Source organism: Rhizobium sp. KDH_Rht_773_N (assembly GCF_052946295.1).
On sequence record NZ_JBRFNB010000002.1, the window covers coordinates 1,267,049 to 1,290,986 of the forward strand.

17 protein-coding genes are annotated in these 23,938 nt (G+C 61.4%); 10 read left to right on the top strand and 7 right to left on the bottom strand.

The genetic code is table 11. The features are described 5' to 3' along the window. Positions 1 to 31: 31 nt before the first annotated feature. From ACU8HS_RS27740 to ACU8HS_RS27755, 4 genes are all read left to right on the top strand, one after another. A complete protein-coding gene (locus tag ACU8HS_RS27740) occupies positions 32 to 1,219 on the top strand; it encodes a mandelate racemase/muconate lactonizing enzyme family protein (protein ID WP_112564276.1) in 1,188 nt (395 codons plus the stop codon). 188 nt (positions 1,220 to 1,407) lie between these two features. Next, entirely contained in the window at positions 1,408 to 2,628 is a 1,221-nt protein-coding gene (locus ACU8HS_RS27745; RefSeq protein WP_112564278.1) for an ABC transporter substrate-binding protein, read from the top strand. A gap of 105 nt (positions 2,629 to 2,733) precedes the next feature. Further along, positions 2,734 to 3,588 (top strand): carbohydrate ABC transporter permease, encoded by an 855-nt coding sequence (locus tag ACU8HS_RS27750; RefSeq protein ID WP_113413369.1) that lies wholly within the window; start codon positions 2,734 to 2,736, stop codon positions 3,586 to 3,588. Then, positions 3,588 to 4,421 (top strand): carbohydrate ABC transporter permease, encoded by an 834-nt coding sequence (locus ACU8HS_RS27755; RefSeq protein WP_112564282.1) that lies wholly within the window; start codon positions 3,588 to 3,590, stop codon positions 4,419 to 4,421. The genes ACU8HS_RS27750 and ACU8HS_RS27755 overlap by 1 nt, the downstream gene beginning before the upstream one ends. A gap of 13 nt (positions 4,422 to 4,434) precedes the next feature. Here the strand turns inward: ACU8HS_RS27755 and ACU8HS_RS27760 are convergent, their stop codons facing one another. Both ACU8HS_RS27760 and ACU8HS_RS27765 read right to left on the bottom strand, forming a co-directional pair. Continuing rightward, the gene (locus tag ACU8HS_RS27760) at positions 4,435 to 5,040 is read right to left on the bottom strand and encodes a flavin reductase family protein (RefSeq protein WP_113413416.1); all 606 of its coding nucleotides are present in this window, start codon (positions 5,038 to 5,040) and stop codon (positions 4,435 to 4,437) included. Positions 5,041 to 5,229: 189 nt separating this feature from the next. Continuing rightward, the gene (locus ACU8HS_RS27765; RefSeq protein ID WP_112564284.1) at positions 5,230 to 5,724 is read right to left on the bottom strand and encodes an Lrp/AsnC ligand binding domain-containing protein; all 495 of its coding nucleotides are present in this window, start codon (positions 5,722 to 5,724) and stop codon (positions 5,230 to 5,232) included. 403 nt (positions 5,725 to 6,127) lie between these two features. Here ACU8HS_RS27765 and putA point away from each other — a divergent pair, with 403 nt between their 5' ends. The 4 genes from putA to ACU8HS_RS27785 all read left to right on the top strand — a co-directional run bounded on the left by putA (position 6,128) and on the right by ACU8HS_RS27785 (position 14,059). Further along, positions 6,128 to 9,829: a trifunctional transcriptional regulator/proline dehydrogenase/L-glutamate gamma-semialdehyde dehydrogenase gene (putA, locus tag ACU8HS_RS27770; RefSeq protein ID WP_112564286.1), complete on the top strand. Its 3,702-nt coding sequence runs from the start codon at positions 6,128 to 6,130 to the stop codon at positions 9,827 to 9,829. Positions 9,830 to 11,004: 1,175 nt separating this feature from the next. Beyond that, on the top strand, positions 11,005 to 12,303 hold the full coding sequence (locus ACU8HS_RS27775; protein WP_447016159.1) for a CmpA/NrtA family ABC transporter substrate-binding protein: 1,299 nt from the start codon (positions 11,005 to 11,007) through the stop codon (positions 12,301 to 12,303). A 53-nt stretch (positions 12,304 to 12,356) separates the two neighbouring features. Then, the gene (gene ntrB, locus ACU8HS_RS27780; protein ID WP_447016160.1) at positions 12,357 to 13,250 is read left to right on the top strand and encodes a nitrate ABC transporter permease; all 894 of its coding nucleotides are present in this window, start codon (positions 12,357 to 12,359) and stop codon (positions 13,248 to 13,250) included. An 11-nt stretch (positions 13,251 to 13,261) separates the two neighbouring features. After that, on the top strand, positions 13,262 to 14,059 hold the full coding sequence (locus tag ACU8HS_RS27785) for an ABC transporter ATP-binding protein (protein ID WP_112704111.1): 798 nt from the start codon (positions 13,262 to 13,264) through the stop codon (positions 14,057 to 14,059). 98 nt (positions 14,060 to 14,157) lie between these two features. On the opposite strand, the gene ACU8HS_RS27790 is transcribed toward ACU8HS_RS27785, so the two are convergent. From ACU8HS_RS27790 to ACU8HS_RS27800, 3 genes are read right to left on the bottom strand one after another with little or no spacing between them, the layout of a single operon-like run. Next, positions 14,158 to 15,207 carry a DUF2218 domain-containing protein gene (locus tag ACU8HS_RS27790; RefSeq protein WP_447016161.1) on the bottom strand — a complete coding sequence of 350 codons (1,050 nt, stop codon included), beginning with the start codon at positions 15,205 to 15,207 and terminating at the stop codon, positions 14,158 to 14,160. After that, complete coding sequence (locus tag ACU8HS_RS27795; RefSeq protein ID WP_113413374.1) at positions 15,204 to 16,424, bottom strand: MFS transporter; 1,221 nt, start codon at positions 16,422 to 16,424, stop codon at positions 15,204 to 15,206. The genes ACU8HS_RS27790 and ACU8HS_RS27795 overlap by 4 nt, the downstream gene beginning before the upstream one ends. Further along, positions 16,424 to 18,550 (bottom strand): TonB-dependent siderophore receptor, encoded by a 2,127-nt coding sequence (locus ACU8HS_RS27800; protein WP_447016162.1) that lies wholly within the window; start codon positions 18,548 to 18,550, stop codon positions 16,424 to 16,426. The genes ACU8HS_RS27795 and ACU8HS_RS27800 overlap by 1 nt, the downstream gene beginning before the upstream one ends. A 522-nt stretch (positions 18,551 to 19,072) precedes the next feature. Between ACU8HS_RS27800 and ACU8HS_RS27805 the strand changes: the two genes are divergently transcribed. Both ACU8HS_RS27805 and atzF read left to right on the top strand, forming a co-directional pair. Continuing rightward, positions 19,073 to 19,213: a hypothetical protein gene (locus tag ACU8HS_RS27805; protein WP_162758017.1), complete on the top strand. Its 141-nt coding sequence runs from the start codon at positions 19,073 to 19,075 to the stop codon at positions 19,211 to 19,213. A gap of 3 nt (positions 19,214 to 19,216) precedes the next feature. Continuing rightward, positions 19,217 to 21,022, top strand: a complete 1,806-nt coding sequence (gene atzF / locus ACU8HS_RS27810; protein WP_113413376.1) for an allophanate hydrolase — start codon at positions 19,217 to 19,219, stop codon at positions 21,020 to 21,022. A 33-nt stretch (positions 21,023 to 21,055) separates the two neighbouring features. Here the strand turns inward: atzF and ACU8HS_RS27815 are convergent, their stop codons facing one another. After that, a complete protein-coding gene (locus tag ACU8HS_RS27815; RefSeq protein ID WP_447016163.1) occupies positions 21,056 to 22,612 on the bottom strand; it encodes an ethanolamine ammonia-lyase reactivating factor EutA in 1,557 nt (518 codons plus the stop codon). Beyond that, on the bottom strand, positions 22,561 to 23,799 hold the full coding sequence (locus ACU8HS_RS27820; protein ID WP_112753669.1) for a cupin domain-containing protein: 1,239 nt from the start codon (positions 23,797 to 23,799) through the stop codon (positions 22,561 to 22,563). The genes ACU8HS_RS27815 and ACU8HS_RS27820 overlap by 52 nt, the downstream gene beginning before the upstream one ends. Between the last annotated feature and the right edge of the window lie 139 nt (positions 23,800 to 23,938).

The window sequence follows — 23,938 nt, forward strand, 5'->3', positions numbered from 1 at the left end:
GGCTTGCGAGACCCGCGACCGGGAGGAAACCATGAAAATTACGGCGCAGAAGGTCTTCGTCGCCAATGTTTCGCGGACCAACTTCGTCTTTGTGAAGCTCTACACGGACGAGGGGCTGGAGGGCGTCGGCGAGGCGACGCTCGAATGGAAGACCAAAACGGTCGTCTCCGCCCTGGAGGAGCTGGAGCGGGTGTTGATCGGGCGCGATCCGTTTGCCGTCGATGCCATCGTCGAGCAATTGCATCGCGATTCCTACTGGCGGACCGGCGCGGTCTTTCGCACCGCGCTCGGCGCAATCGAGGCGGCGCTTCTCGATATCAAGGGCAAGGCGCTCGGCGTGCCGGCCTTCGAACTTCTCGGCGGCAAATATCGCGACCGGGTCGAATGCTATGCCAATCACTGGTTCTTCGGTGCGGCGACGCCGGAACAATATGCCGAGAAGGCCCGCGCGGCGGTCGCCATGGGATACCGCGCCCTCAAATGGGACCCCTTCGATGTCGCCGATCTCGAAATGAACGGCAAGCAGCGACGCCGGACAATCGATATCGTGGCCGCGGTGCGCGATGCGGTCGGGCCGGATGTGGACCTCATGCTCGACGTGCATGGCCGGCTGAACGTGCCGACGGCGATTGCCATGTGCCGCGAACTCGCGCGGTTCGATCTACGCTGGATCGAGGAGCCGACGCCGCCGGAAAGTATCGATGCGCTTGCCGACGTGCGCGCGGCAAGCGCCGTGCCGATTGCCGCCGGCGAACGCTGGTACGAACCTACGCGCTTCCTCGAAGCGCTGGCCAAGAAGGCGGTGGATGTGTTGCAGCCGGATGTCTCCCATGCCGGCGGCCTCGGGGAGACAAAGCGCATTGCGCATATGGCGCATTATCATCTTATTCCGGTTGCCCCGCACAATCCGGTCGGCCCCGTCATGAATGCGATGACCCTGCACATGTCGGTGGCGATACCGAATTTCTCGGTGTTTGAAACCGTCTCGATCGACGTGCCCTGGCGCAAGGAACTGGTTCGCGAGACGCTGCAATTCGACAGCGGCGCAATCCTTGCGCCAACGGCGCCAGGGTTGGGCGTCGAACTGAATGAGGAAGCCTGCGCGCGCTATCCCTATGCGCCATACGATGTGCCGCTGTTCGACGGCAGCATGAACACGAGCGGTGTCGCAACGGGAGCTGCAACATTCGGGCAGGCCGAGGAGGGCGGGCGCGATTGACAGCTAGTGCTCTGCGCCACAAAGTTATATAATGAAACAACATCAGTTCATATTTGAATAGTCCGGTATCTGCGTAGATCGCATGAAAGTGTGGTCTGGTGGAAAGAGGAGCCACCCTGGCGGATACCGGTAGCAGAAAGGTCTGAGGAGACGGAGGCGACCGACATGTCGCACGAAGGAGGAGAACAATGGACAAGATGAAGATGACGGTCATGACGGCCGTAGCAGTCTCGGCACTTTCATACGCATACACGAGTGCAATGGCCGGCGAGGTGGTCTGGTGGACGCCGAACTGGGGCCAGGCGCGAGCGGAGAAACTGGCTGCCGATTTCCAGAAGGCCAATCCCGACATCACGATCAAGATGGAGATCACGACGGCAAACGGCCTGCCGCAGCGCATCCTGACTGCGCTGCAGTCCGGCGCGACGCCTGATATTATCGAGGTTCAGCATCCCTGGGTTCAGGGCTATGCGCATAATGGTCTGGTGCTGCCGGTTGACGATGTCATCGAGGACAAGGACGATTACAACAAGGCGGCGATCAACTACGACACCTATGACGGCAAGCTCTACGGCATTCCGTATCGCATCGAATGCGTGGGCATGCTTTATAACATCAGCGACTTCCAGGCAGCCGGGCTCGACCCTGCCAACCCACCGCAGACCTGGGCTCAATGGACGGACGCGGCAAAGAAGCTGACGACGGGCGGCAAGTTCGGCATGGCGATCACCGGCGGCGGTGAGGTCGGCAATACCGTTACCCGTCTGCTGCCGCTGATCTGGATGAATGGCGGGGACGTCATCAGCGCCGATGGAAAGACCGCCGTGGTCAATACGCCGGAAGCGGTCGCTGCGGTCAAATTCTACACGGACTTCTACAAGAACAAGTACTCGCCGGATTCGACGCTGCAGAATGACGGCATTGCCAACCGCCAGCTCTTCATCGCCGGCAAGGTATCCATGTATCAGGCAGGTCAATTCGACGTCGCCCCGATCATGCAGGCAAAGCCCGACATGAAGCTTGGCGCCATGGCAACACCGCACCCGGAGGGTAAGCAGACTGCCGGTATCATTGGCGGCTGGAGCTATGTGATCCCGAAGGATGCCAAGAATCCCGACGATGCCCGGAAGTTCATCAAGTTCCTCGCGACGTCGGACAATCAGGGCTTCTTCACCGATACGTTCCCGGCCCGCGTTTCGGCCCTGTCTCAGCCGCGATTCCAGGATCCCATGCTCAAACAGTTCGCGGCCATGCTTCCCTTCGGCCGGCCGGCGCCGAACACGCCCCGCTGGGTGGAGATTTCGCAAGCCCTGTTCGATGGCGTGCAGCGGGTTCTTTCCGGCGATCAGGATCCGCAGGCATCCATGGATCAGGCCAAGGATGAAATTCAGGCGCTGCTCGACAGCTGATGAAGCGCTGAGCAGGCAAGGTGGTTTTGCAGCGGGCGGCGTCGGCGCTGCCCGCGCCGTCGACGCCAGATGATATTTCCGCCACATCACAGGAAAGGTCGCCCCATGGGCCGCCCATCTACAGGTCTTCTGTTTGTCCTGCCCGCCATGATCGTGCTGGCCATGCTGATCGCCTATCCGATCGCCTATACGGCCCTGCTCAGCGCCACCAATGCGCAGGGCGCTTTCACGGGCAGGAATTTCGTCAATGTGCTGCGTCCGCCGGTGACGCGGCAGGCCTTCGTCAATCTCATCTATTTCGTCGGCGGGTCGATCGTCTTCCAGGTGGCGCTCGGCACGGCGACCGCCATCCTGCTGAACCAGCAATTTACCGGCCGTGCCATTCTGCGTTCGATAACGCTCATTCCCTGGGTCGTTCCCGGTATCGTTGCCGCGACAACGTGGGCATGGATGTTCCATACCGAATTCGGCATCATCAACTACATGATGACCGGCGCCGGCATCATCCCTGCGCCGGTCAGCTGGCTGACGGATAGCGGTACCGTCATGCCGGTTCTGATCGCCATCAATGTCTGGAAGCTGTTTCCGTTCGTGGCGATTATGGTTCTCGCCGGTCTGCAGGCGATCCCGAAGGAGCTTTATGAGGCGGCCAAGGTCGATGGCGCCAATTTCTGGGAGGAGGTCTGGTACGTCACGCTGCCGCAGGTCCGTCCGGTCATCACCGCGGTAACGCTGCTGCTGGTCATCTGGGGCCTCAACTCGATCACGCTGATTTACGCCATCACCAAAGGTGGGCCTGCCAACAAGACGCTGATCACGCCGATCCAGATCTTTCGGCTTGCTTTCGAGAGTTTCCAGTTCAATCAGGCGGCGGCGCTGTCGGTCATTTTCTTCCTGGTGGCGGCTGTGCTCGTGGCGATCTACCTGAAGGTCCTGGCGGCAAGGCCGGGAGAGGTGTGATGGTACGAAGAAACCGCCTTGGAACGCTGACGATTGCACTCTGCTCGCTTGTTCTCGTGGCCGTCTGTCTCTTCCCCTTCGCCTGGATGGCGCTGTCCTCGATCAAGACGCTTCCCGAACTTTACACGGTGCCGCCGCATTGGCTGCCGTCGGCGCCGACGATCGGCAATTATGTCAACGTCATCTTCAGCTCGAACATTCCGCGCTACTTCCTGAACAGCGTCGTGATCTCTGTCGGTTCCACAGGCCTTGCGCTGATCCTGGCAATCTTTGCGTCCTACGGCTTTGCCCGTTTCGAGTTCCGCGGCAGGCGCTTTCTGCAATCGCTGGTGCTGATCGGCCAATTGCTGCCGACGGCGGCGATCATCGTGCCGCTCTTCATCACGCTGCGCTATCTGCACCTGGTCAATACCTATTGGGGTTTGATCCTGGTCTACATGATCATCACCCTGCCGCTCAGTGTCTGGATGCTGACGAGCTATTTCCGGGCGATACCTGTCGAGCTGGAGGAGGCCGCGACGATCGACGGCGCCTCGCGCCTCGGCGTGCTTTTTCGCATCACGCTTCCGCTCTCCACGCCTGGGCTGGTGGCTGTCGTGGTCTATGCTTTCGTGACCACCTGGAACGAGTTCATCTTCGCGCTCTGCTTTGCAACGGATTCCTCGGTCAAGACCCTGCCGATCGGCCTTGCGGAATTTTCGACCGAGTTCAACACCGATTGGGGAGCGGTCATGGCCGCCTCCATGGTGATGACGGTGCCGATCGCTCTCCTGTTCCTCTTCTTCCAGAACCTTTTCGTCGGCGGACTGACGGCAGGGGCGACCAAAGGCTGAATGAACCTTCCGATCAGGGCGAGGGCGGCGCGCGTTCGGCGGGTTCGGCTTCAACCGAGAGCGCTTCGCCAATCGCGTAGAAATGGCCGCCCGCAACGTGGTGCAGGCTGCGCCATTCCGGGCCGGCCGTTTCAAAGTGCCAGTGCCCGTCGCGAAAGACGCGATCGTCCGCCCACGCGGCCGTTACGTCACCGATGAACAGGTCGTAGGCATCCCGGATATGAGGCTCATCGACCAGTTCGCAGGCGAGCCAGGCCGAGCAGCCTTCCACGAAGGGCAGGTCCTGACCCGGGACGTCAAAAACCGTCACCCCTGCCGCCTGCAATTTGTCCGGCTCCTCATAGAGGCTGCGATTTCCAACCTCGTGGGTCAGCCGGAGTTGAGCGACCGTGGGCACCTGTATGACGAAACGCCTGCTCGCCTCGAGCAGCGTGCGCGTTCGGGCAATCCTGTCGACGACGATTGTCAGCTTCGGGGGATCTATATCGAGCGCGCAGCACCAGGCGGCGGCCATCACGTTGTCGATGCCGTTGTGCCGGGCCGACACCAGAACCGTTGGCCCGTAATTGATCAGCCGAAAGGCCTTCCTGAGTTCAACCGCTTTCATATGCTCGTTCATTTGAAGCCCGGTGGTGAAATTGCGGTCGTGTATTTCGCGCGATAAGGCATGTGCGGAGCCGATTGCATCCGTGAACTGATCGCCCGCCACTCCTCTTCGAGGACCATGTCTCCTTAACCGTGGGCGGCGGAAGAATGCAAGCGGACAGAGAAACCGGCCAATCCGACAATGGCGCTCATGTGTCGGCTGTCAGGGAAGGGCCGGCGGAAACGCATCCCAGCCCTCCTTGACGGTTTCCATCGCCGGGTTCGTCGATGTGCTTGCGACATACGGGAGCGTTGAAATCTTTTCCCCGAGCACGCGACGATACTTGCCGATATCGCGCGTGCGAACCTTCAGGAGATAGTCGAAGCGCCCGGCGATCATGTGGCACGCCTCGACTTCCTTGATCTTCTTCACGGCCTCGTTGAATCTCCTGAGGGCATCCTCGGTGGTATTCGACAGCTTTACCTCCACAAAGGCGATATGGTCGAGCTGCATCTTGGACGGGTTCAGGACCGCCTTAAACCCCTCGATGAATCCTTCGGACACGAGGCGTTTGAACCGCAACTGGCAGGGTGTCTTTGAAAGACCGACGCGCGCCGCCAGGTCCGTGATGGATATTCTGCCATCTTCGGTCAGCGCCTCGATGATCTTTCTGTCGAACTGGTCAAGTTCACTAAAAGTGCCGCCTTCAGTAGCCATTTCGATCTCCAGATATCAATAAATAAGATCAATGTCTCTATTGCGGATGAAAATCCAGTGAGATCGACAATCTGCGTTGTGCTACCTCTATGCCGTGGCTCCTGAAGGACGACTATGGGCACGGCGCGGGAATGCATATCGGGAGAGGATTTTCCGGAGCACAGGCGGGATGAATTCCTGACGCGTGGCAGCAAGATCGATCCCGTTCGCCGGATTGGACGATGTCACGCGAGCGGCGTATCATCGCGTGGCCATTGTTCGGCGGATACCCGATGACCAAGGACCTTCAAAATCGACCGAACTGGGGCGGACGCTCTGGGGCGGCGCCTTCTTCCGGAAAGCTCTTCGGGCCACGAATTGCGACAGTTTCAAATTCAACCAACGCTTCTAAGTAGGCTCTGCAATGCTCAAAGTCGTCGCTGACAACGGCCCTGGTTCAAATTCATCCGAACCCTTCGCGCAGTTCGCACCTCCGATCCGCGAGCAGTCGGACCTGCGTAAGGCAGTCACGGCGGCCTATCGCCGCCCGGAAACCGAATGCCTGCCGCCTCTTGTCGAGGCCGCCCGGCTTTCCGCCGACACAAAGGCGGCCGTGCGCAACACTGCGCGCAGGCTGATCGAGGCGCTTCGTGCCAAGCACAAGGGAACCGGCGTCGAGGGATTGGTTCAGGAATATTCGCTCTCAAGCCAGGAGGGTGTTGCCCTTATGTGTCTTGCCGAAGCTCTCCTGCGCATTCCGGACACAGCGACCCGTGACGCCCTGATCCGCGACAAGATTTCCGAGGGCGACTGGAAGTCGCACCTTGGCGGCGGCCGCTCCCTGTTCGTCAATGCCGCGACCTGGGGACTGGTCGTCACCGGCAAACTGACCGCCACCGTTAACGATCGCAGCCTCGCGGCGGCGCTGACGCGGCTGATCGCCCGCTGCGGCGAGCCGGTGATACGCCGCGGCGTCGACATGGCGATGCGCATGATGGGCGAGCAGTTCGTGACCGGCGAGACGATCGACGAGGCACTGAAGCGCGCACGTCCGCTCGAAGCCCGGGGCTTCCGCTATTCCTACGACATGCTGGGCGAGGCTGCGACGACGGCAAAGGACGCCGAACGCTACTATCGGGACTATGAAAACGCCATCCACGCGATCGGCAAGGCCTCGGGCGGCCGCGGCGTCTATGAAGGGCCGGGGATCTCCATCAAGCTGTCGGCGCTCCATCCCCGCTATGTCCGCGCCCAATCGAAGCGCGTCATGGATGAGCTCTTCCCGCGTGTGCGCGAACTTGCACTGCTTGCGCGAAAATACGACATCGGCCTGAACATCGATGCCGAAGAGGCCGACCGGCTTGAACTGTCTCTCGACCTTCTCGAGGAACTCAGCCTCGACGCCGAACTGCAGGGCTGGAACGGCCTGGGTTTCGTCGTCCAGGCCTACGGCAAGCGCTGCCCGTTCGTTCTCGACTATATTATCGATCTTGCCCGCCGCTCCGGCCGGCGCATGATGGTGCGTCTCGTCAAGGGCGCCTACTGGGATGCGGAGATCAAGCGTGCGCAGCTTGACGGCCTGCCGGATTTCCCGGTCTACACGCGCAAGATTCACACGGACGTCGCCTATGTCGCATGCGCGCGCAAGCTGCTGGCTGCGACGGATGTCGTCTTCCCGCAGTTCGCCACGCATAACGCCCAGACGCTGGCGACGATCTACCATCTCGCGGGTCCCGATTTCCAGGTCGGGAAATACGAGTTTCAGTGCCTTCACGGCATGGGCGAACCTCTCTACGACGAGGTGGTGGGAAAACAGAAACTTGACCGCCCGTGCCGCATCTACGCGCCGGTCGGAACGCATGAGACCCTGCTTGCCTATCTCGTGCGCCGCCTGCTCGAGAACGGCGCGAATTCCTCGTTCGTGAACCGCATCTCCGATCCGAACATTTCCGTCGACGACCTCGTCGCCGATCCGGTGGATCTCGTCGAAGCCAACAATCCCGTCGGCAAGCCGCACGATCTTATCGCTCTTCCCAGGGACCTCTACGGCAGCGACCGCAGGAACTCGTCGGGTCTCGATCTTACCAATGAAGACGAACTGCGCCGGCTCACTGCAAACCTGGTAATGACCGCAAAGACGTCGTGGCACGCCCTGCCGCTTCTGGCCGACGGTTCTGAAGAAGGAGAAACCCGGCCGATCCTCAATCCAGCAGACCATGGCGACGCGGTCGGACAGGTGACGGAAGTCCGCGCAGAAGACGCGGCCAGGATTGCGGCCCTTGCCGCTCGCGGGGCAGGGGAGTGGGCGGCTGTAGCGCCTGCCGAACGGGCCGCGTGCCTCGATCGCGCAGCCGATATCATGCAGGCCCGTATCGAGCAGCTGATGGGCATCATCATGCGCGAGGCGGGCAAGTCCGCTGCAAACGCGATCGGCGAGGTGCGTGAAGCCATCGATTTCCTTCGCTATTATGCCGAGCAGGCAAGGAAAACGCTCGGACCGGCTCACGTGCCGCTGGGCGCCGTCGTCTGCATCAGCCCATGGAACTTTCCGCTGGCCATCTTCACCGGCCAGGTCGCAGCAGCCGTCGTCGCCGGAAACTCTGTCATGGCAAAGCCGGCCGGCGTCACGCCGATCATCGCCTATGAGAGCGTGAAGATCCTGCACGAAGCGGGCGTGCCAAGGGGCGCGCTCCAGTTCGTGCCCGGAAGCGGCCGTCTGGGCGCGGCGCTCATCGATTCTCCCGAAACGGCGGGCGTCATGTTCACCGGATCCACCGGCGTTGCGCGCATGATCCAGGCGCAGCTCGTCCAGCGATTGTCGAAATCCGGGAAGCCCATTCCGCTGATCGCCGAAACCGGCGGCCAGAACGGCATGATCGTCGATTCCTCCGCCCTGGCGGAGCAGGTCGTCGCCGACGTCATAAGCTCGGCGTTCGACAGCGCCGGCCAGCGCTGCTCGGCCCTGCGCGTCTTATGCCTGCAGGAGGACGTGGCCGACCGCACCCTGGCCATGCTCAAGGGCGCCCTCCGGGAACTCACGATCGGACGAACGGACAGCCTGAAGGTCGACGTCGGCCCGGTCATCACCGCCGAGGCGAAGGCGGAGATCGACGGCCATATCGCAAAGATGCGCGCCGCCGGCTGCAAGGTCGACCAGCTTCCGCTGCCGGCCACTGCCGATCTTGGAACCTTTGTGGCTCCCACAATTATCGAGCTCAAGAAGCTCTCCGAGCTGACGAAGGAAATTTTCGGCCCGGTGCTGCATGTGATCCGCTATCGGCGCGAGGAACTCGACCGCCTAATCGACGACATCAACGGCTCTGGCTACGGCCTGACCTTCGGCCTTCATACCCGTCTCGACGAAACCATTGCCCACGTCACCAGCCGGGTGCAGGCCGGCAACCTCTATGTGAACCGGAACATCATCGGCGCGGTTGTCGGTGTCCAGCCGTTCGGGGGGCGCGGACTTTCGGGCACGGGTCCCAAGGCCGGCGGCCCGCTCTACATCGGACGTCTCGTTCAGACGGCACCGGTTCCTCCCCAGCACAGCTCCGTTCATATCGATGCGGCGCTCACGGATTTCGCGCTCTGGCTCTCCCGGACGGGGCGGGCGCAGGACGCGGAGGCGGCGCGCGAACTGGGAAGCCTCTCGGCGGTTGGCCTGGAAAAGGAGCTCGCAGGTCCTGTCGGCGAGAGGAACCTGTACGCTCTTCATCCGCGAGGCAAGGTTCTGCTCGTGCCGCTAACGGAGCTTGGCCTCTACCGTCAGATCGCTGCCGGTCTTGCAACCGGAAACCGCCTGTTCGTCGATGAAGCTTCCGGCCTCAGATCGCTCGCCGGGGATCTTCCGCAACGAGTTGCCGCACGCGTCACCTGGACGTCCGACTGGAACCGGGACGGTCCGTTCGCGGCGGCGTTGATAGAGGGCGATGCAACCCGCGTTCTCGAGGTCAACAAGGCCATCGCCGCGCTTGAGGGACCGCTGGTTCTTGTCCAGTCGGCGACCACCGAAGAGATCGAGAACGATGTCGAGGCCTATTGCCTGAACTGGCTCGTCGAGGAGGTGTCGACCTCCATCAACACGGCCGCTGCGGGCGGCAATGCCAGCCTCATGACGATCGGCTGAGTACGGAAAACTGATAGGGCGTCGTGCGTTCAGCCGATGCCCATATGGATGGCCCCTGGGAAAGTTGGGTAGCCCACCCACGCGCATCATGCCGTCGTCCAGGCGATGAATTACCGTGGGTCTTATGCGGATTGGCGCCCTGGATGACGCTCCGGCGCCGACTGCGGATCTTCTGGATGACTTCGAGGCGATGCAACTCTTTCTGCGACATGGTGATCAAACAGGACATGACGACTCCGACCGCTCCTGATCTCAACCGGGCTGCAGATCGTCATCCTTGCTCCCGACGTTGGCATTGACCAGTGCATCGAGAGGCGAGACTGTCGCATTACTAAATAGCCTCTACATATTGGCATGTCGCACTTGGAAATAGAATGTACCCGGCTACATATTTAGATCGCATAACGTATCTTATGGAACTTTCTTGTGTGACCACGCGGCGAGGTTATTGCATTGATCCTGCGGGCTTGGAATTGCTTGACGCGATGTTCCCCGGCCGATCCGAGCTTGGAGCAGCGACGACCTGACGCTCGCACAGCTGTTTGGTGGGTACCTTGCGCGATTTACGCTCGCGCTCTGCCGTCAAGGCTGTCGTCTCGTCACGTATTGGGGTCCGCCTAGCGAAAGCGAAGGTCGTCACTTGCGCGCTTGGCCACAACCATGCAGGCCGCTGCCGAAGCGCTGAAAACGAGGAGCGAGATTGTCGAAAGCTCCGATCTCCGCCTTCAAGGGGCCGGAGTTTTCAGCACGCCGTTGCTGGCCGAAAAGGTCCCTTTCGCCGTTCGCCCAAGGGCCAGCCGGCGCAAATCCAATTCACAATCCGCTCCAGCAGCCACATGTGCAGTGCACAAATAGAACGCTATTGCAAAAGCAGGAGCCGTCAGTCATGCCTAAATCATCGCCAAGATATACCCAAGCTCATAAAATAGGCAATCGATTTTTCCGGAAATTCGTCTTTTTATTCATAGTGTTACAAAATTCTTCGAAATTGGCACGCCGATTGCAGTCCTTCCTGGTGCATCGGTCAACGGCGACCGACGCAGATAGGCGCGACATAAGCGCTTACATTAGACACCGACGTCGCAAGGATTGCCATCCGGGATTCCCCAATCCCGAGAACGCATTCCGGCGGCGTTTTTTTGTGTCCAAATTCAGCCAGCAGAGGGAACCTGCGCATGACAAAGAATTCGACACCCGGCATCACGCGCCGCAGCATGCTCAAGACGACCGCGACGGCCGCCCTTATCGGCGCTGTCAAAACCGCCTTTCCGTCCGGTGCCTTCGCGGCCGGGTCTGGACCAGAAGTGACAGGCGTCAAGCTAGGCTTCATCGCTCTGACGGATTCCGCCCCGCTGATCATCGCCAAGGAAAAGGGCCTCTTCGCCAAATACGGCCTTCCGGAAACGGATGTCGCCAAACAGGCCTCATGGGGAGCGACCCGCGACAATCTCGTCCTTGGCGGCGCTGCCAACGGCATCGACGGCGCTCATATCCTCTCCCCGCTGCCCTATCTCATGCATACCGGCAAGGTGACGCAGAACAACAAGCCCGTGCCGATGGCAATCCTTGCCCGCCTCAATCTGGACAGCCAGGGCATTTCGGTCGCCAAGGAATATGCCGAAACCGGCGTGCAGCTCGACGCTTCGAAGCTCAAGGCGGCCTTTGAGAAGAAGAAGGCGGAGGGCAAGGAGGTCAAGGCCGCCATGACCTTCCCAGGCGGCACCCACGATCTATGGATCCGTTACTGGCTCGCCGCCGGCGGCATCGACCCGAACAAGGACGTTTCGACCATCGTCGTGCCGCCGCCGCAGATGGTCGCAAACATGAAGGTCGGCAACATGGACGTCTTTTGCGTGGGCGAACCGTGGAGCGAGCAACTCGTCAACCAGGGCATCGGCTTTACGGCAGCCACCACCGGCGAACTCTGGAAGGGCCATCCCGAAAAGGCGCTCGGTCTGCGCGCCGACTGGGTCGAGAAGAATCCCAATGCCGCCAAGGCCCTGCTGATGGCCGTCATGGAGGCTCAGCAATGGTGTGACAGCATGGACAACAAGGCGGAGATGGCCGAAATTCTCGGCAAGCGCCAATGGTTCAACGTTCCCTCGAAGGATGTGCTCGGCCGCCTCAAGGGTGACATCAACTATGGCAACGGCCGTGAGATCAAAGCCTCCGACCTCTACATGAAGTTCTGGAGGGACGGCGCCTCCTATCCCTTCAAGAGCCACGACACCTGGTTCATGACGGAAAACATCCGCTGGGGAAACCTGCCGGCCAATACCGACGTGAAAGCGCTGGTCAACCAGGTGAACCGCGACGATCTCTGGCGGGAGGCCGCCAAGGATCTCGGCGTCGCCGCAGCCGACATTCCCGCCTCGTCCTCGCGCGGCAAGGAAGTCTTCTTCGACGGCAAAATCTTCGACCCCGAAAATCCTGCGGCCTATCTCGACAGCCTGTCGATCAAGGCAGTCTCCTGACCTCTCCCGGCGCGTGATGCGCGCCGGCCCGTTTTCACCTGAGGAGCACGTCGATGTCCGCCCTTGCTAGTGACCACACCCCCTCCCCGACCGCCCCCGCCAAGCCGCCGGCAACGGTCCTGCCGTTTTCCGGCAGGCGGGGATCGCTGTTCAACCTCCGTCATGCGGGACTGGCCGCACTTCGCAATGTCCTTCCGCCGACCGTCGTATTGGCGCTCGTCCTGCTCGTCTGGCAGGTACTGTGTTCTTCCACGACTGCGTCTCTGCCCTCGCCGCACCAGGTGTGGCAGGACAGCTACGATCTGATCGCCTTTCCCTTCTTCAACTACGGCTCCCAGGATATCGGTCTCGGCTGGCGCGTGCTCGTTTCGTTGCAACGGGTCGGCTATGGTTTCGGGCTTGCCGGCGTTGCCGGTGTCGTCATCGGCGCGATCATCGGCCAGTCGGTCTGGGCAATGCGCGGCCTCGATCCGCTTTTCCAGGTCCTGCGTACGGTTCCACCGCTCGCCTGGCTGCCGCTTTCGCTCGCCGCCTTCCAGGATTCCAACCCTTCGGCGATCTTCGTCATCTTCATCACCTCCGTCTGGCCGGTGATCATCAACACCGCTGTCGGCGTGCGCACCATCCCGCAGGACTACCGCAACGTCGCCAAGGTGCTGCGCCTCAATCAGTTCGAATTTTTCTGGAAGATCATGCTGCCCTCGGCAGCGCCTTATATCTTTACCGGCCTCAGGATCGGCGTCGGCCTCTCCTGGCTTGCGATCGTCGCCGCGGAAATGCTGACCGGCGGCGTCGGTATCGGCTTTTTCATCTGGGACGCGTGGAACTCGTCGCGACTTCCAGACATCATCGTCGCGCTCGCCTATATCGGCGTCGTGGGCTTCGCTCTCGACAAGCTGGTGGCGGCGCTCGGCAAACTCGTCGCCCGCGGGGCCACGGCCAGCTGAGGATCATAGCCATGAACGCCTATCTGAAACTCGATCGCATCGACAAGCATTTCGATCGCGGCGGCGTGCGCGCCGAAGTCCTGAAAGATATCAACCTGACGATTTCCCAAGGCGAGTTCGTCTCGATCATCGGCCATTCGGGCTGCGGTAAATCAACACTGCTCAATCTGATCGCCGGCCTCACCCCGGTTTCCGCGGGCGTCGTGCTCCTCGAAAATCGCGAGGTCAACGAACCGGGTCCCGAACGCGCCGTCGTCTTCCAGAACCATTCGCTCCTGCCCTGGCTGACGGTCTACGAGAACGTCAACCTCGCCGTGTCCAAGGTCTTTAACGGCACGAAGACCAGGGCTGAGCGGCATGATTGGGTCATGGCCAATCTCGACCTTGTGCAGATGGCGCATGCCAGGGACAAGCGGCCCTCGGAAATATCGGGCGGCATGAAGCAGCGTGTCGGCATTGCGCGCGCGCTTTCAATGGAGCCGAAGATCCTGCTGCTGGACGAGCCTTTTGGTGCGCTGGACGCATTGACCCGCGCCCATCTTCAGGACGCGGTTATGGAAATTCACGCTCGGCTCGGCAACACGATGGTGATGATCACGCATGATGTCGACGAAGCGGTTCTGCTATCCGACCGCATCGTAATGATGACCAACGGGCCGGCGGCCCGCATCGGCGAAGTGCTCGACGTGGCCATCAAGCGTCCTCGCAACCGTATCGAACTCGCGTCTGACCGGACATATCTCAAATGTCGCGAAGCGGTCCTGAAGTTTCTCTACGAAAGGCATCGCTTCATCGAAGCTGCGGAATAGACGCTGCGCCTTTGCCGGCGGACTGATTGCGGCCCGGTTTCGCGTCCGGTCTGCGATTATCTGCGGACTCGCATCGGCAGGCACGGGATATCCCGTGCCTATCGCTTTCGCCAGTAGGCCGTCACGCTGTGCATTTCACGCGGCAATTTCAGGTCTTCGCGCGCCAGGCGCCGAATTGCCAGAAAGTCATCGCGCTCGCACCCGGCCCAGATAAAGGGGGCAGCTCCCTGATGGGAGGACAGGTATTGTGCCAGCGCCGCACTCAGTTGCATCGTGGTGCCGGCGCCTCTCTTGTCGCGATAGAGGTATGTCAGGTCGACATTTGCGGCGGAGGGAAAATCATAGTGATCGGCCGCGCTGTCGATTTCCGCGAAAACACGGGCTCTCGAGTGCTCGGGGAGTTGCTCGACGATTCGCGCCATTGCTGGCAACGCGGTCTCGTCGCCTAGAAGGAGAACCGAGCGTGCGTCTGGAATTTCGTTTCCGCCGGGCGCAAAAATCCCGACAACGTCACCCGGAAAGGCATCGCGGCCGAAGGCGGCGCCGGGGGCCGGGAGGCCGCATGGTTCATGCAGGACGAAGTCGATCTCGATCTCGCCGCGTGCAAGATCGAGCCGGCGGATGGTGTACACGCGCGCCGAAAGCGCATCCTCGCCGCCCGGCCAAATGATCCGCCCGTCCGCGCCGACCGAAGGCCATACGGCGTCCCGCCCTTTCTGGGCAAACAGCAGGCGAACGTGCAGGCCGCCGGCCACATAGGTCTCAAAAGCCTCTCCGCGAAAAGTGACCCGTTTCATATGCGGGGTGACCAGCCTTGAGGATACGACCTCGATGGTCTGGAAGAATGCAGGCCTGCGATCAATATGCGGAGCGCCATCCCAGGCCATTGACCGATCTGCCGAGAGCGGCTGCGCGGCCCAATGTTCTGCCACAGCCATCTTGACATAGGACAAGCGGATGGCGTCTTCCGCCTCCGCTGTAACACATATGCGATCACTCTCGACTTTGAGAATTGCCTGTCCGTATCGAAGACGAACGACATGCGTCTCGCCGTCAGTCCTGACCTCGGAATATTCACGGAACATGTCGAGCAGGCTCGCGGCCGCCGAGCGGGCATCGCCGTGGGACAGCATGGCATGAGATCTCACGGCGTCCTCCGCAACAAAAGGAAGATCGGGACAACAGCGGCAAGGCATATGCCGCTTGCTCCGGCAAAAATGCTGACATAGCCCAACCGCTCCGCGAGCCATCCGGCGCCCAGCCCGCCAGCGATGCTGACGATGCCGTCCATGCACTGGAAGACAGTGAAGTCCACGCCCGCCTGTTTCGGATCGGACCAATCCATAAACTGCGCATAGAGCGCCACGAATCCGATCGACATGATACCGGACGAACTCGCAATCGCGATTGCGAGCATGAGATGCCGCGGCATGTCGCCAGTGAGGCCCGCATAGGCCAGGCCCAGGAGCAGCGCCGCCTGCGTGACCAGAGCTCCCGCAATCACGGCGCGCACGCCAAAAATGCGGACGAGCGCACCGCCGGCAAGGGCGCCGGCGAGCCCGACGAACATGCTCCCTGCCCCGTTCAGGGCGCCGATCGTGGCAAGGTCGAGGCCCTGGTCGATGAGGAACGGCCCAAGCATGGACAGCCCCCATTTCTGAGCGGCGACGAACAGTGCCGTTGCGATCATGCCGCGCCGGATTTCCGGGCGGCGAACGGTTGCGGCCAGAGAAGGCGTATGGCTGCGCTGCCGTTCTTCCTCTTTCGCTGCGGGCCCCAGGGAAAAGGGCAGGCTGAGGGCCAGGATGGCGCCAGCCATGGCAAAGCAGGCATAGTGCCAGCCGATCCAATCGACAAGAACGAGGAAGAGACCGCCGCCGATCGCCGAACCGAGATAGGAGCCTCCCACCTGCGCGGCATTTCCCCAGCCATGGTGTCGCTTGGCAAGGTTTTCCACCGCGTAACCGTCGCAAGCGATATCGACCGTTGATGCAACCAGTGCGACGAGCGCCAGACAGGCGATGACGGGAAGCAGAACGCCGGGATTGAGGAGCCCAACCAGGGCGATGCCGACAACGCAGATGAGATTGCCGCTGAGCACGATGACGTTCGATCGATTGCGGCCGGCCGCCGGCAGGCGGAACCGCTCGATATAGGGCGACCACAGGAACTTCAACGCCCATGGAAGCACCGTCAGATAGAGAAGGCCGATCTGATCGAGAGGCAAACCCTCTTGCCTGAGCACCGCCGGCAGGCCAAGCATCGTCACGCCGCCGATGACGCTCTGCGCGATGTAGACGCCGCCGATGGCGATGAAGATCGCCACCGGAGAGGGGAATTGAACGGGGGCTTCCGTCGTGCTCATCAGAAGCTGTACTTCACGCTGGCAACGACCTTGCGACCTTCGTCATAATAGCAGAAGCCGGTCGTGCAGACCTGGTTGACCTCGTCCAGCAAATTGGTCGCGTTGACCTGCAACTTGATGCCTTCCATCGCCGGATTGCGCTTGCCGAAATCGTAGCGCAAGGCAGCGTCGACGAAGGTGCGCGCCCCGTTGTCGAGCACCGGCGTGTGAACGTTGTCGCCGAAGCTCGAGCCGACATAACGCACGCCGGCGCCGAGCCCCAGCCCCTCCAAGGCACCGCTCTGAACCTCATAATCGGCCCAGAGGGAGAACATGTGGTAAGGTGAGGAGTTCAGTTGGTTGCCGACCGTCTCGGGGGTGAGCTTGGTGATCTCGACGTCATTGTAGGAATATCCGCCCGTGAAGCTCAGGCCGTTGTCGAGCGAGGCGGTGACTTCAAGCTCGAAGCCGCGCGAGCGCAGGTCGAGCTGCCGCAGCAGGTTGACGCCGGACGACGTTTCGTAGACCGAGGCATTCTTCTGGTCGATATTGAAATAGGCGGCAGAAACCAGGACGTTCTGGTTCGGGAGCTGGTATTTGAGGCCGATCTCGTATTGCTTGCCGAGCGTGGGATCGGCCTGATGGGCGCCGCCGCCCGACGTGAGTACGACACCAGGATTTGCGACGTAAGACGTGCCGTAGCTTACATAGGGCATGACGTTCCACGGCGTCACGTAGCCGATCGCTGCGCGCCCCGTTGTCTCGCTGTCGTTCCGGGCATAATCAACGTCGCCCGGCGTATACTCGCTTCGGTGCCAGTCGTGCCGCAGACCGGCGGAGATGCGCCAGGCGTCGATCTCGACCTGGTCCTGCAGATAGATGCCGACCGAATTCTGCTTCTGCTTTTCGTAATAGGTGATCGCCGGCACATAGGTATAGCTGTCCGTGAACAGGTCCGGCCCGCTGCCCTGCCGGGCATCGTATTTCATGAAGCTATAATCCACGCCACCGATGAGCTTGTGGTGCGCGCCGCCGGTTTCGAACTCGCCTTCCAGATAGGTATCGGTCGCGAGGCCGCTATTGTCTTCGTAACCAATGCCGGGGAAGGCGTCGAAGACCCATTCCTGCTTGGCTGAAAGACCGGAGTAGCGCAGCTTGTGATGAAGGGTCAGGCCTTCGGAGAATTCGTGTTCGAACTCATATCCGATGCGCCATTGCTTCTGGGTAAAGTCGTTGAACCTGGCATCGCCCCCATAGACGGGAGTGGCGCCGATGGACGTTCCAGAGGGACCGTAAGTATTGATGTAGCCCCAGGTGCCGCCGGTCGTGGAATCCATATACTCGCCGAGAATGGTGAGCTTCGTGCCCTCATCCGGCTTCCACGTCAACGCGGGAGCGATCATGAGGCGATCATCCTTGATCGCCTCGATTTCGTTGCGCGCATCGCGGGCCACGCCGGTCAGCCGGTAAAGAAGGACACCGTCATCCGTGAGAGGTCCGGAAATGTCAAAAGCAGCCTGCTTGCGTCCGTATGATCCATATTGAAGTTCGATCTCCCGGAGCCGTTCTTCGGTCGGCCGCTTGGAAATGATATCGACGATACCGCCGGAGCTGCTGGCGCCGTAGAGGGACGCAGCCGGGCCGCGCAGGACGGTCAGGGCTTCCACACCATATGGCTCGATCCGGAAAAGACCGTTGGGGCTGCTGATCTGGCGCAGGCCGTCACGGAAAATGCCGGTATATGTCAGGTCGATACCGCGAATCTTGAATGCGTCGTAGCGGGGCTCGGCACCATATTGGCCGGCGCGAACGCCGGGTGTGTAGCTCACCGCCTCGGTCACATTCTGCGGCAACCGATCGTCGAGCTGCTTGCGGCTGATGATCGAAACCGACTGCGCCGTTTCCGCGACTGGGGTATCGGTCTTTGTTGCGGTGCGGCTCGATTTGGGAACGTAACCATCTGTTTCGACGACACCGGCCACGCCCTCGCTTGAGCCCGTGAGAACGATCGGCGCCAAGGTCGTGGAGTTTTCGCTGGTTGTCGCGCCGCCTGCCGTCTGGCCCCAGGCAGCATCGCCAATGGCTATGCCGACGCCTGCAATCGCGACCGTCGACAAGAGCCTGAGTTTTCCGTGATTTAATATCATAAGACGCCCCCAAAACTCGCGCGCATAAGGATGCCTAAACATGACTCATGCATTCCACTTTATATCGGGGTGCTGCTAAACAAGCTTTTGGCGCGACGCAAGGCCTCCGGGAGATAAAGTTGTCTTTTTCAGACAAGAATAAAGCGCCGCCGCAAATCGACAGACGATCAATCGCCGATTGCACCCGGCTGACGCGCAGGCTGAATTCCCGCTCCGGCGACGCAGACGCCCCTTCTCACGCCCGCGAGCCCCGCCGTCCGTCACTCGCTGGGGATGGATAGCCGGCACGATCTCGTCGACGAACCGCGCCAATTTTATGCACGACGCTTGCCCGCTTTTGCATCTTGCTTAATAAACGAGCATTCGTATACACTTTTTGAGTTTTGAACCGAATGCGGCATAGGTCCATCTCTAAAAATCAAACGGTTAGCAAATCTGGTACGGTGCTTGCTTCGAAGGGGCAGAGTTGGCGGATGAGGTACCGGCACTTTCCAGACGTGCGGCTAGGACGATGCGGAGTCGGTGAACCAATGGATGGGCGGGGCCTTTGATGTCATGACCGATATGGATGGGTTGTCGGTTGCTGCCGCCGGCGATGCCGTTACGACCGACGACGGGGCCATCGCCACAACCTTTATCATTGTTATTCTGGAGGAATGCTGATCCATGCTGCCGACCATTCTTGATCTGACAAGCCTTCGCGCAGCCTATGAGGCGGGCCAGAGCCCGCTCGATATTGTCGAGATCGTCATTGCCCGTCGCGCCGCCTCCAGCGATCCGGCAATCTTCATCACGCCGACGACTGATGACACGCTGCGGTCGGAAGCCCGGGCTTTGATGGAACGTGCACCTGAACCGAACAGTCTGCCGCTCTGGGGCATCCCCTTTGCGGTGAAGGACAATATCGACGTGGCCGGCCTGCCGACGACGGCCGCCTGCCCTGCTTTCGCCTACCGGCCCGAGAGGGACGCGACCGTCGTCGCGCGGTTGCGGGCAGCCGGCGCGATCGTGATCGGCAAGACCAATCTCGATCAATTCGCGACCGGTCTCAACGGCACGCGCTCGCCCTACGGCGCACCGCGTTCGGTGTTTGATGCCGATTATATTTCGGGCGGATCGAGTTCCGGTTCGGCGGTGACGGTGGCCTCCGGGCTTGCCGCCTTCGCGCTCGGCACCGATACGGCCGGCTCGGGCCGTGTGCCGGCCGCCTTCAACAATCTCGTCGGCATCAAGCCGACGCCGGGCCTCCTGCCGAACACCGGCGCCGTGCCGGCCTGCAGGAGCATCGACTGTATCACCATCTTTGCTGCAACCGTCGGCGACGGGGTCGCGATCCGCAAGGTCGCCGAGGGCTTCGATGAGGCTGATGCCTTTTCGCGCCGCGCCGCGTCCGCAGCCCTTCCGGCCGCCCGCCTGCGCGTCGGCGTCCTTGATGGGGCGGAACGAGAGTTTTTCGGCGATGCCGATGTTGAGGCACTCTATGATCAGGCTATCGCGCGAGCCAGGGCGCTCGGTGCCGCCATCGTTCCTTTCGACTATGCGCCCTTTCGGGAAGCCGCTTCGCTTCTCTACGACGGCCCCTGGGTCGCCGAGCGTCTGGCCGCCATCGAAGGTTTTCTGGCGAGCAATGCCGCCGATTTCGATCCTACGGTTCGCAAGATCATCGAAGGCGCCAAAAGCAAGACCGCCGTCGATGCCTTCAACGGCCGCTACCGGCTCGAAGACCTGCGGCGCAGAACGGAGGCCGAATGGGCGAAAGTCGATCTCCTGCTGCTGCCGACGGCACCGACGACTTACAAAGTTGCCGATATGCAAGCCGATCCGATCGTGCTCAATGGCAGGCTTGGCCGCTACACGAATTTCGTCAATCTGCTCGATTGTGCGGCGATCGCCGTTCCTGCCGGCTTCGGCAGCAACGGCCTGCCCGGTGGCGTGACACTGGTTGCGCCGGCCTTCACCGATGACGCACTGGCGCCGCTCGCCGATGCGCTGCATCGTGCGGCCGCAGCCGGCATGGGCGTCGATCGCGCCGCGACCATCCCCGAGCAGAGCCGTATCGCTTCGCCGGCGGACGACACTGTCGCCATTGCGGTGGTCGGAGCGCATTTGACCGGCATGCCGCTCAATCACGAGCTGACGGCTTTGGGCGGCACGTTTGTAAAGGCTTGCCGGACGGCAGGCGATTATCGCCTATTCGTGCTGCCGGACACCGTACCGCAGAAGCCCGGCCTGATCCGCGAACCCGGATATGACGGACATGGACTGGCGATCGAGGTCTGGGCGCTGCCGCCCGACGGCTTCGGCCGTTTCGTCGCCGGGATTCCCGCCCCGCTCGGCATCGGCAAGGTCACGCTGGAGGATGGCTCGAACGTGTCGTGTTTCCTCAGCGAAGCCCATGCCGTGAGGGATGCCGAAGAGATTACCGCATACGGCGGCTGGCGGGCCTACGTCCGCAGCAGAGCGGCCGTCTGAGGCCGCAGGGCGGACACCGCGGCAACGGCGACCCTATCCCCCGCTCCCGAGTTTCTTGTCCGGGAATACCAGCGACTTGATGACGACGGGAACCGCGCCTGACGTTTCCAACATAGCGCCGATGTCGATGTAGTCGAATTCATCGAGCTTGATGCCGTCGATCGAGACAAGCGACGAAATGCCCGCTTCAAGCTTGCAGTGCATTCCGACAAGGCCGCCCACATCGCCATTGCCGACGAGAATCAGCGGATGTCCCCGAGAAAGGATCGGTTTCAGGCCCTCGATCACACCACGGCAGAAGCCGTCCAGCCGGCGATAGCTGGCCGAGCCGTCCCAATCGTAGCAGACAGCGACCGGGCTTTCGCCATAGCCGAGATCGAGCCGCGACAGGGATTCGGTGATGCGGGCCGCCACTTCCGACGGTTCGATCCTGTCGGCAAAATCGATCGCGGGCTTGATGACCGGTATATTGCGTACCGGCAGGAGGCTCAGCGGATGGACGAAGATGGTACTGCCGCTCACCTGCACCGTATATTGCGACGCTCCGACGACGGTGGCGCGGATGCCCTGCTCCGGCTTTTCGAGCCGAGGCGACCAGTTCTCCAGCCTTTCACGCAACAGCTGCGCAAGCAGCGGCCCGAGGTCGCTGAAATTCTCTGTCTCTTCGGCATAGAGGAATTCGGACACGCCGCCGGATACGGTCACGACGTCAGGCAGTAGCCCTGCCGGCAAGGGCGGCAGGCGATGCAGGCCGACCGTCGCCTCACTCATTTCGCCGCCCCGCATGGCTTCAAAAAGCTGATCGACCATTGCAGAGGCGAGGAGCCGCGCATCCGTCTCGCAGAGCGTTTCGCCGAGCGATACGTTGATGCCTGTCTTGCGACCGAAATAGCGGCCGGCCTCTTCGACGCGGATGATCTTCCTGTTTTCGTCGAAGGCGACAATGCGCGCGCCGATGTCGATGGCGGCGATATGGCGGATCGTGCCTTCCGCGCAATAAGCGAGTTTCGACGTGCCGCCGCCGATGTCGACGTTCAACACAGCCTGCCCCGTGCGCCCGGAAAGCGCGACGGCGCCGGAGCCGAAGGCCGCAAGCGTCGTCTCCAGCCCGTCGCCGGCGCTGACCACCACGAACTTACCGGTTTCCTCCGAAAACAGTGTGCCAATAGCCCGCGCATTGCTTCGGCGCACGGCAACACCCGTCAGGATCAGGGCACCCGTGTCGATGTCGGCGGGCGTTATGCCGGCTGCCTTGTACTGATCGGCAAAGAACGCGCCGAGCGCATCGGCGTCGATCTCGTCATCGCCGCGATAGGGCGTCAGCAGCACATCGGACTGGTGCAGCAGCGTCCGCTCCACGACCATGTAGCGCGTGTCGAGCCGCTCCAGCACGATGCGGGAGAAGGCGAGATGCGAGGTCGAGGAACCGATATCGATGCCGACGCTGGTCAGCACGATTTCGTCCTCGAGCTCCATGCTGCGGCCGATATTCGAAAAGAATATCCGGCCGCCCTGTTCTTCCTCGTCGTCGGACATGATCAGACGACGGTCGATTTCTTCTTCGTCGTATCGGACGGCTTTTCGTACCATTCCGGCTTCATGCGAACCTCGACGCCGTTCTTCTTCAGGAGCGCCTCGTACTCCTGGCGAATATAGGGATCCTCCATCCAGTAAGGGATGGCGGTGCCGCCTTCGTTGACGTCGATCGCCGTATAGTCCGTATGCTTTTCGCCAGGCGCACCCGGATCGCGGCCCGGATTGTGCGGGCCGAACCAGGCGGTCAGGCGGAAGTCATCCTTCGAGACGCTGAAATGCTGGTGATACCAGCGCGCGCCGCCGGGAGCTGCCGTCACCATGCCGAACGGGCCGTAATCGAGGCGGCGGACACGGTCGGCGTGGCCGTTCGCCCAGGGATTGACGCCACATTCCTCCGGCCAGGTATAGGTATAACCTTCGCCCTTCAGGCAGATCAGGATTGCCGCCGACGTGTGTGCATGGGCCTTGGAGTAGCGGCCGTTCTCATGCTGGCCGATCCAGTAGTAGAAATTGTTGTTGGTCATGAAGGGCTCGACACGGCGGTAGCCGACGGAGCGGCGGTTATCGAGCGGCAGGTCGCAATTGACCGCATCCGGCAGGAAGTTGGTGCGGCGCATGGCAAGCCCGCGTACCGGATCGGGCTCGATCTCCTCGCGATATTTGTAGAAATCGTCGGCGCCCGAGAAACGGTCGCGGAAGACGAAGGGATTGTTGTAGACGGCATCGAAATTCTGGATGGCGTTGATCACCACCGGTGCCGTCGTGCCGCCGAGCAGCAGCGCCGGGCTGTTGGTGGCGTTGACGATGCGGTGCCAGGCATTCATCGGGATCGAGAACATCGATCCTTCCTGCCATTCGAAGACGTGCTTCTTGCCTTCGCCTTCGAGCCAGACTTCCGTCGAGCCGCGGCCTTCCACGACGAGGTAGATTTCCTCGTACATATGCTTTTCCGGGTTCAGTTCACCCGCGGCCGGAACCTCGACGAGGTGACAGCCCCATTTGGTTTCGGTGCCGTAGAGCTGGATATAGGTGCCGCGGCCGCCGGTACGCTTCCACGGCTTCAGCGGCAGGTTCTTGACGTTGGAAACGCCGAGATCGCGGAAGACGGGGATGCCTTCCTCTTCCATGAACTGGTCATAGGGCGTCGGCTGCTTCTTGAACTCGCCGAAGCCTGCCTTCTTCGTGCCGGCCGGCTCGTGCCAGTGCGTGCCTGTGCCGCCGCCAAGTGGATCCTGATGCATGGGTTTCTCCTCTCGATACGAGGTCGCTCCAGGCATTTCCTGTCCCGGAGCGCTCCTCCCAACCAAATGTTCCTTTATATGGAACATCGTTCCTATTTAAACTCAACGTACATCCGCCCGCCCTGCAAATCAAGGCCGT

Excerpts from the sequence above, each read along its gene's own strand:
- ACU8HS_RS27740 (WP_112564276.1), top strand. The coding sequence starts at position 32 with ATGAAAATTACGGCGCAGAAGGTCTTCGTCGCCAATGTTTCGCGGACC.
- ACU8HS_RS27745 (WP_112564278.1), top strand. The coding sequence starts at position 1,408 with ATGGACAAGATGAAGATGACGGTCATGACGGCCGTAGCAGTCTCGGCA.
- ACU8HS_RS27750 (WP_113413369.1), top strand. The coding sequence starts at position 2,734 with ATGGGCCGCCCATCTACAGGTCTTCTGTTTGTCCTGCCCGCCATGATC.
- ACU8HS_RS27755 (WP_112564282.1), top strand. The coding sequence starts at position 3,588 with ATGGTACGAAGAAACCGCCTTGGAACGCTGACGATTGCACTCTGCTCG.
- ACU8HS_RS27760 (WP_113413416.1), bottom strand. The coding sequence starts at position 5,040 with ATGAACGAGCATATGAAAGCGGTTGAACTCAGGAAGGCCTTTCGGCTG.
- ACU8HS_RS27765 (WP_112564284.1), bottom strand. The coding sequence starts at position 5,724 with ATGGCTACTGAAGGCGGCACTTTTAGTGAACTTGACCAGTTCGACAGA.
- putA (WP_112564286.1), top strand. The coding sequence starts at position 6,128 with ATGCTCAAAGTCGTCGCTGACAACGGCCCTGGTTCAAATTCATCCGAA.
- ACU8HS_RS27775 (WP_447016159.1), top strand. The coding sequence starts at position 11,005 with ATGACAAAGAATTCGACACCCGGCATCACGCGCCGCAGCATGCTCAAG.
- ntrB (WP_447016160.1), top strand. The coding sequence starts at position 12,357 with ATGTCCGCCCTTGCTAGTGACCACACCCCCTCCCCGACCGCCCCCGCC.
- ACU8HS_RS27785 (WP_112704111.1), top strand. The coding sequence starts at position 13,262 with ATGAACGCCTATCTGAAACTCGATCGCATCGACAAGCATTTCGATCGC.
- ACU8HS_RS27795 (WP_113413374.1), bottom strand. The coding sequence starts at position 16,424 with ATGAGCACGACGGAAGCCCCCGTTCAATTCCCCTCTCCGGTGGCGATC.
- ACU8HS_RS27800 (WP_447016162.1), bottom strand. The coding sequence starts at position 18,550 with ATGATATTAAATCACGGAAAACTCAGGCTCTTGTCGACGGTCGCGATT.
- atzF (WP_113413376.1), top strand. The coding sequence starts at position 19,217 with ATGCTGCCGACCATTCTTGATCTGACAAGCCTTCGCGCAGCCTATGAG.
- ACU8HS_RS27815 (WP_447016163.1), bottom strand. The coding sequence starts at position 22,612 with ATGGTACGAAAAGCCGTCCGATACGACGAAGAAGAAATCGACCGTCGT.
- ACU8HS_RS27820 (WP_112753669.1), bottom strand. The coding sequence starts at position 23,799 with ATGCATCAGGATCCACTTGGCGGCGGCACAGGCACGCACTGGCACGAG.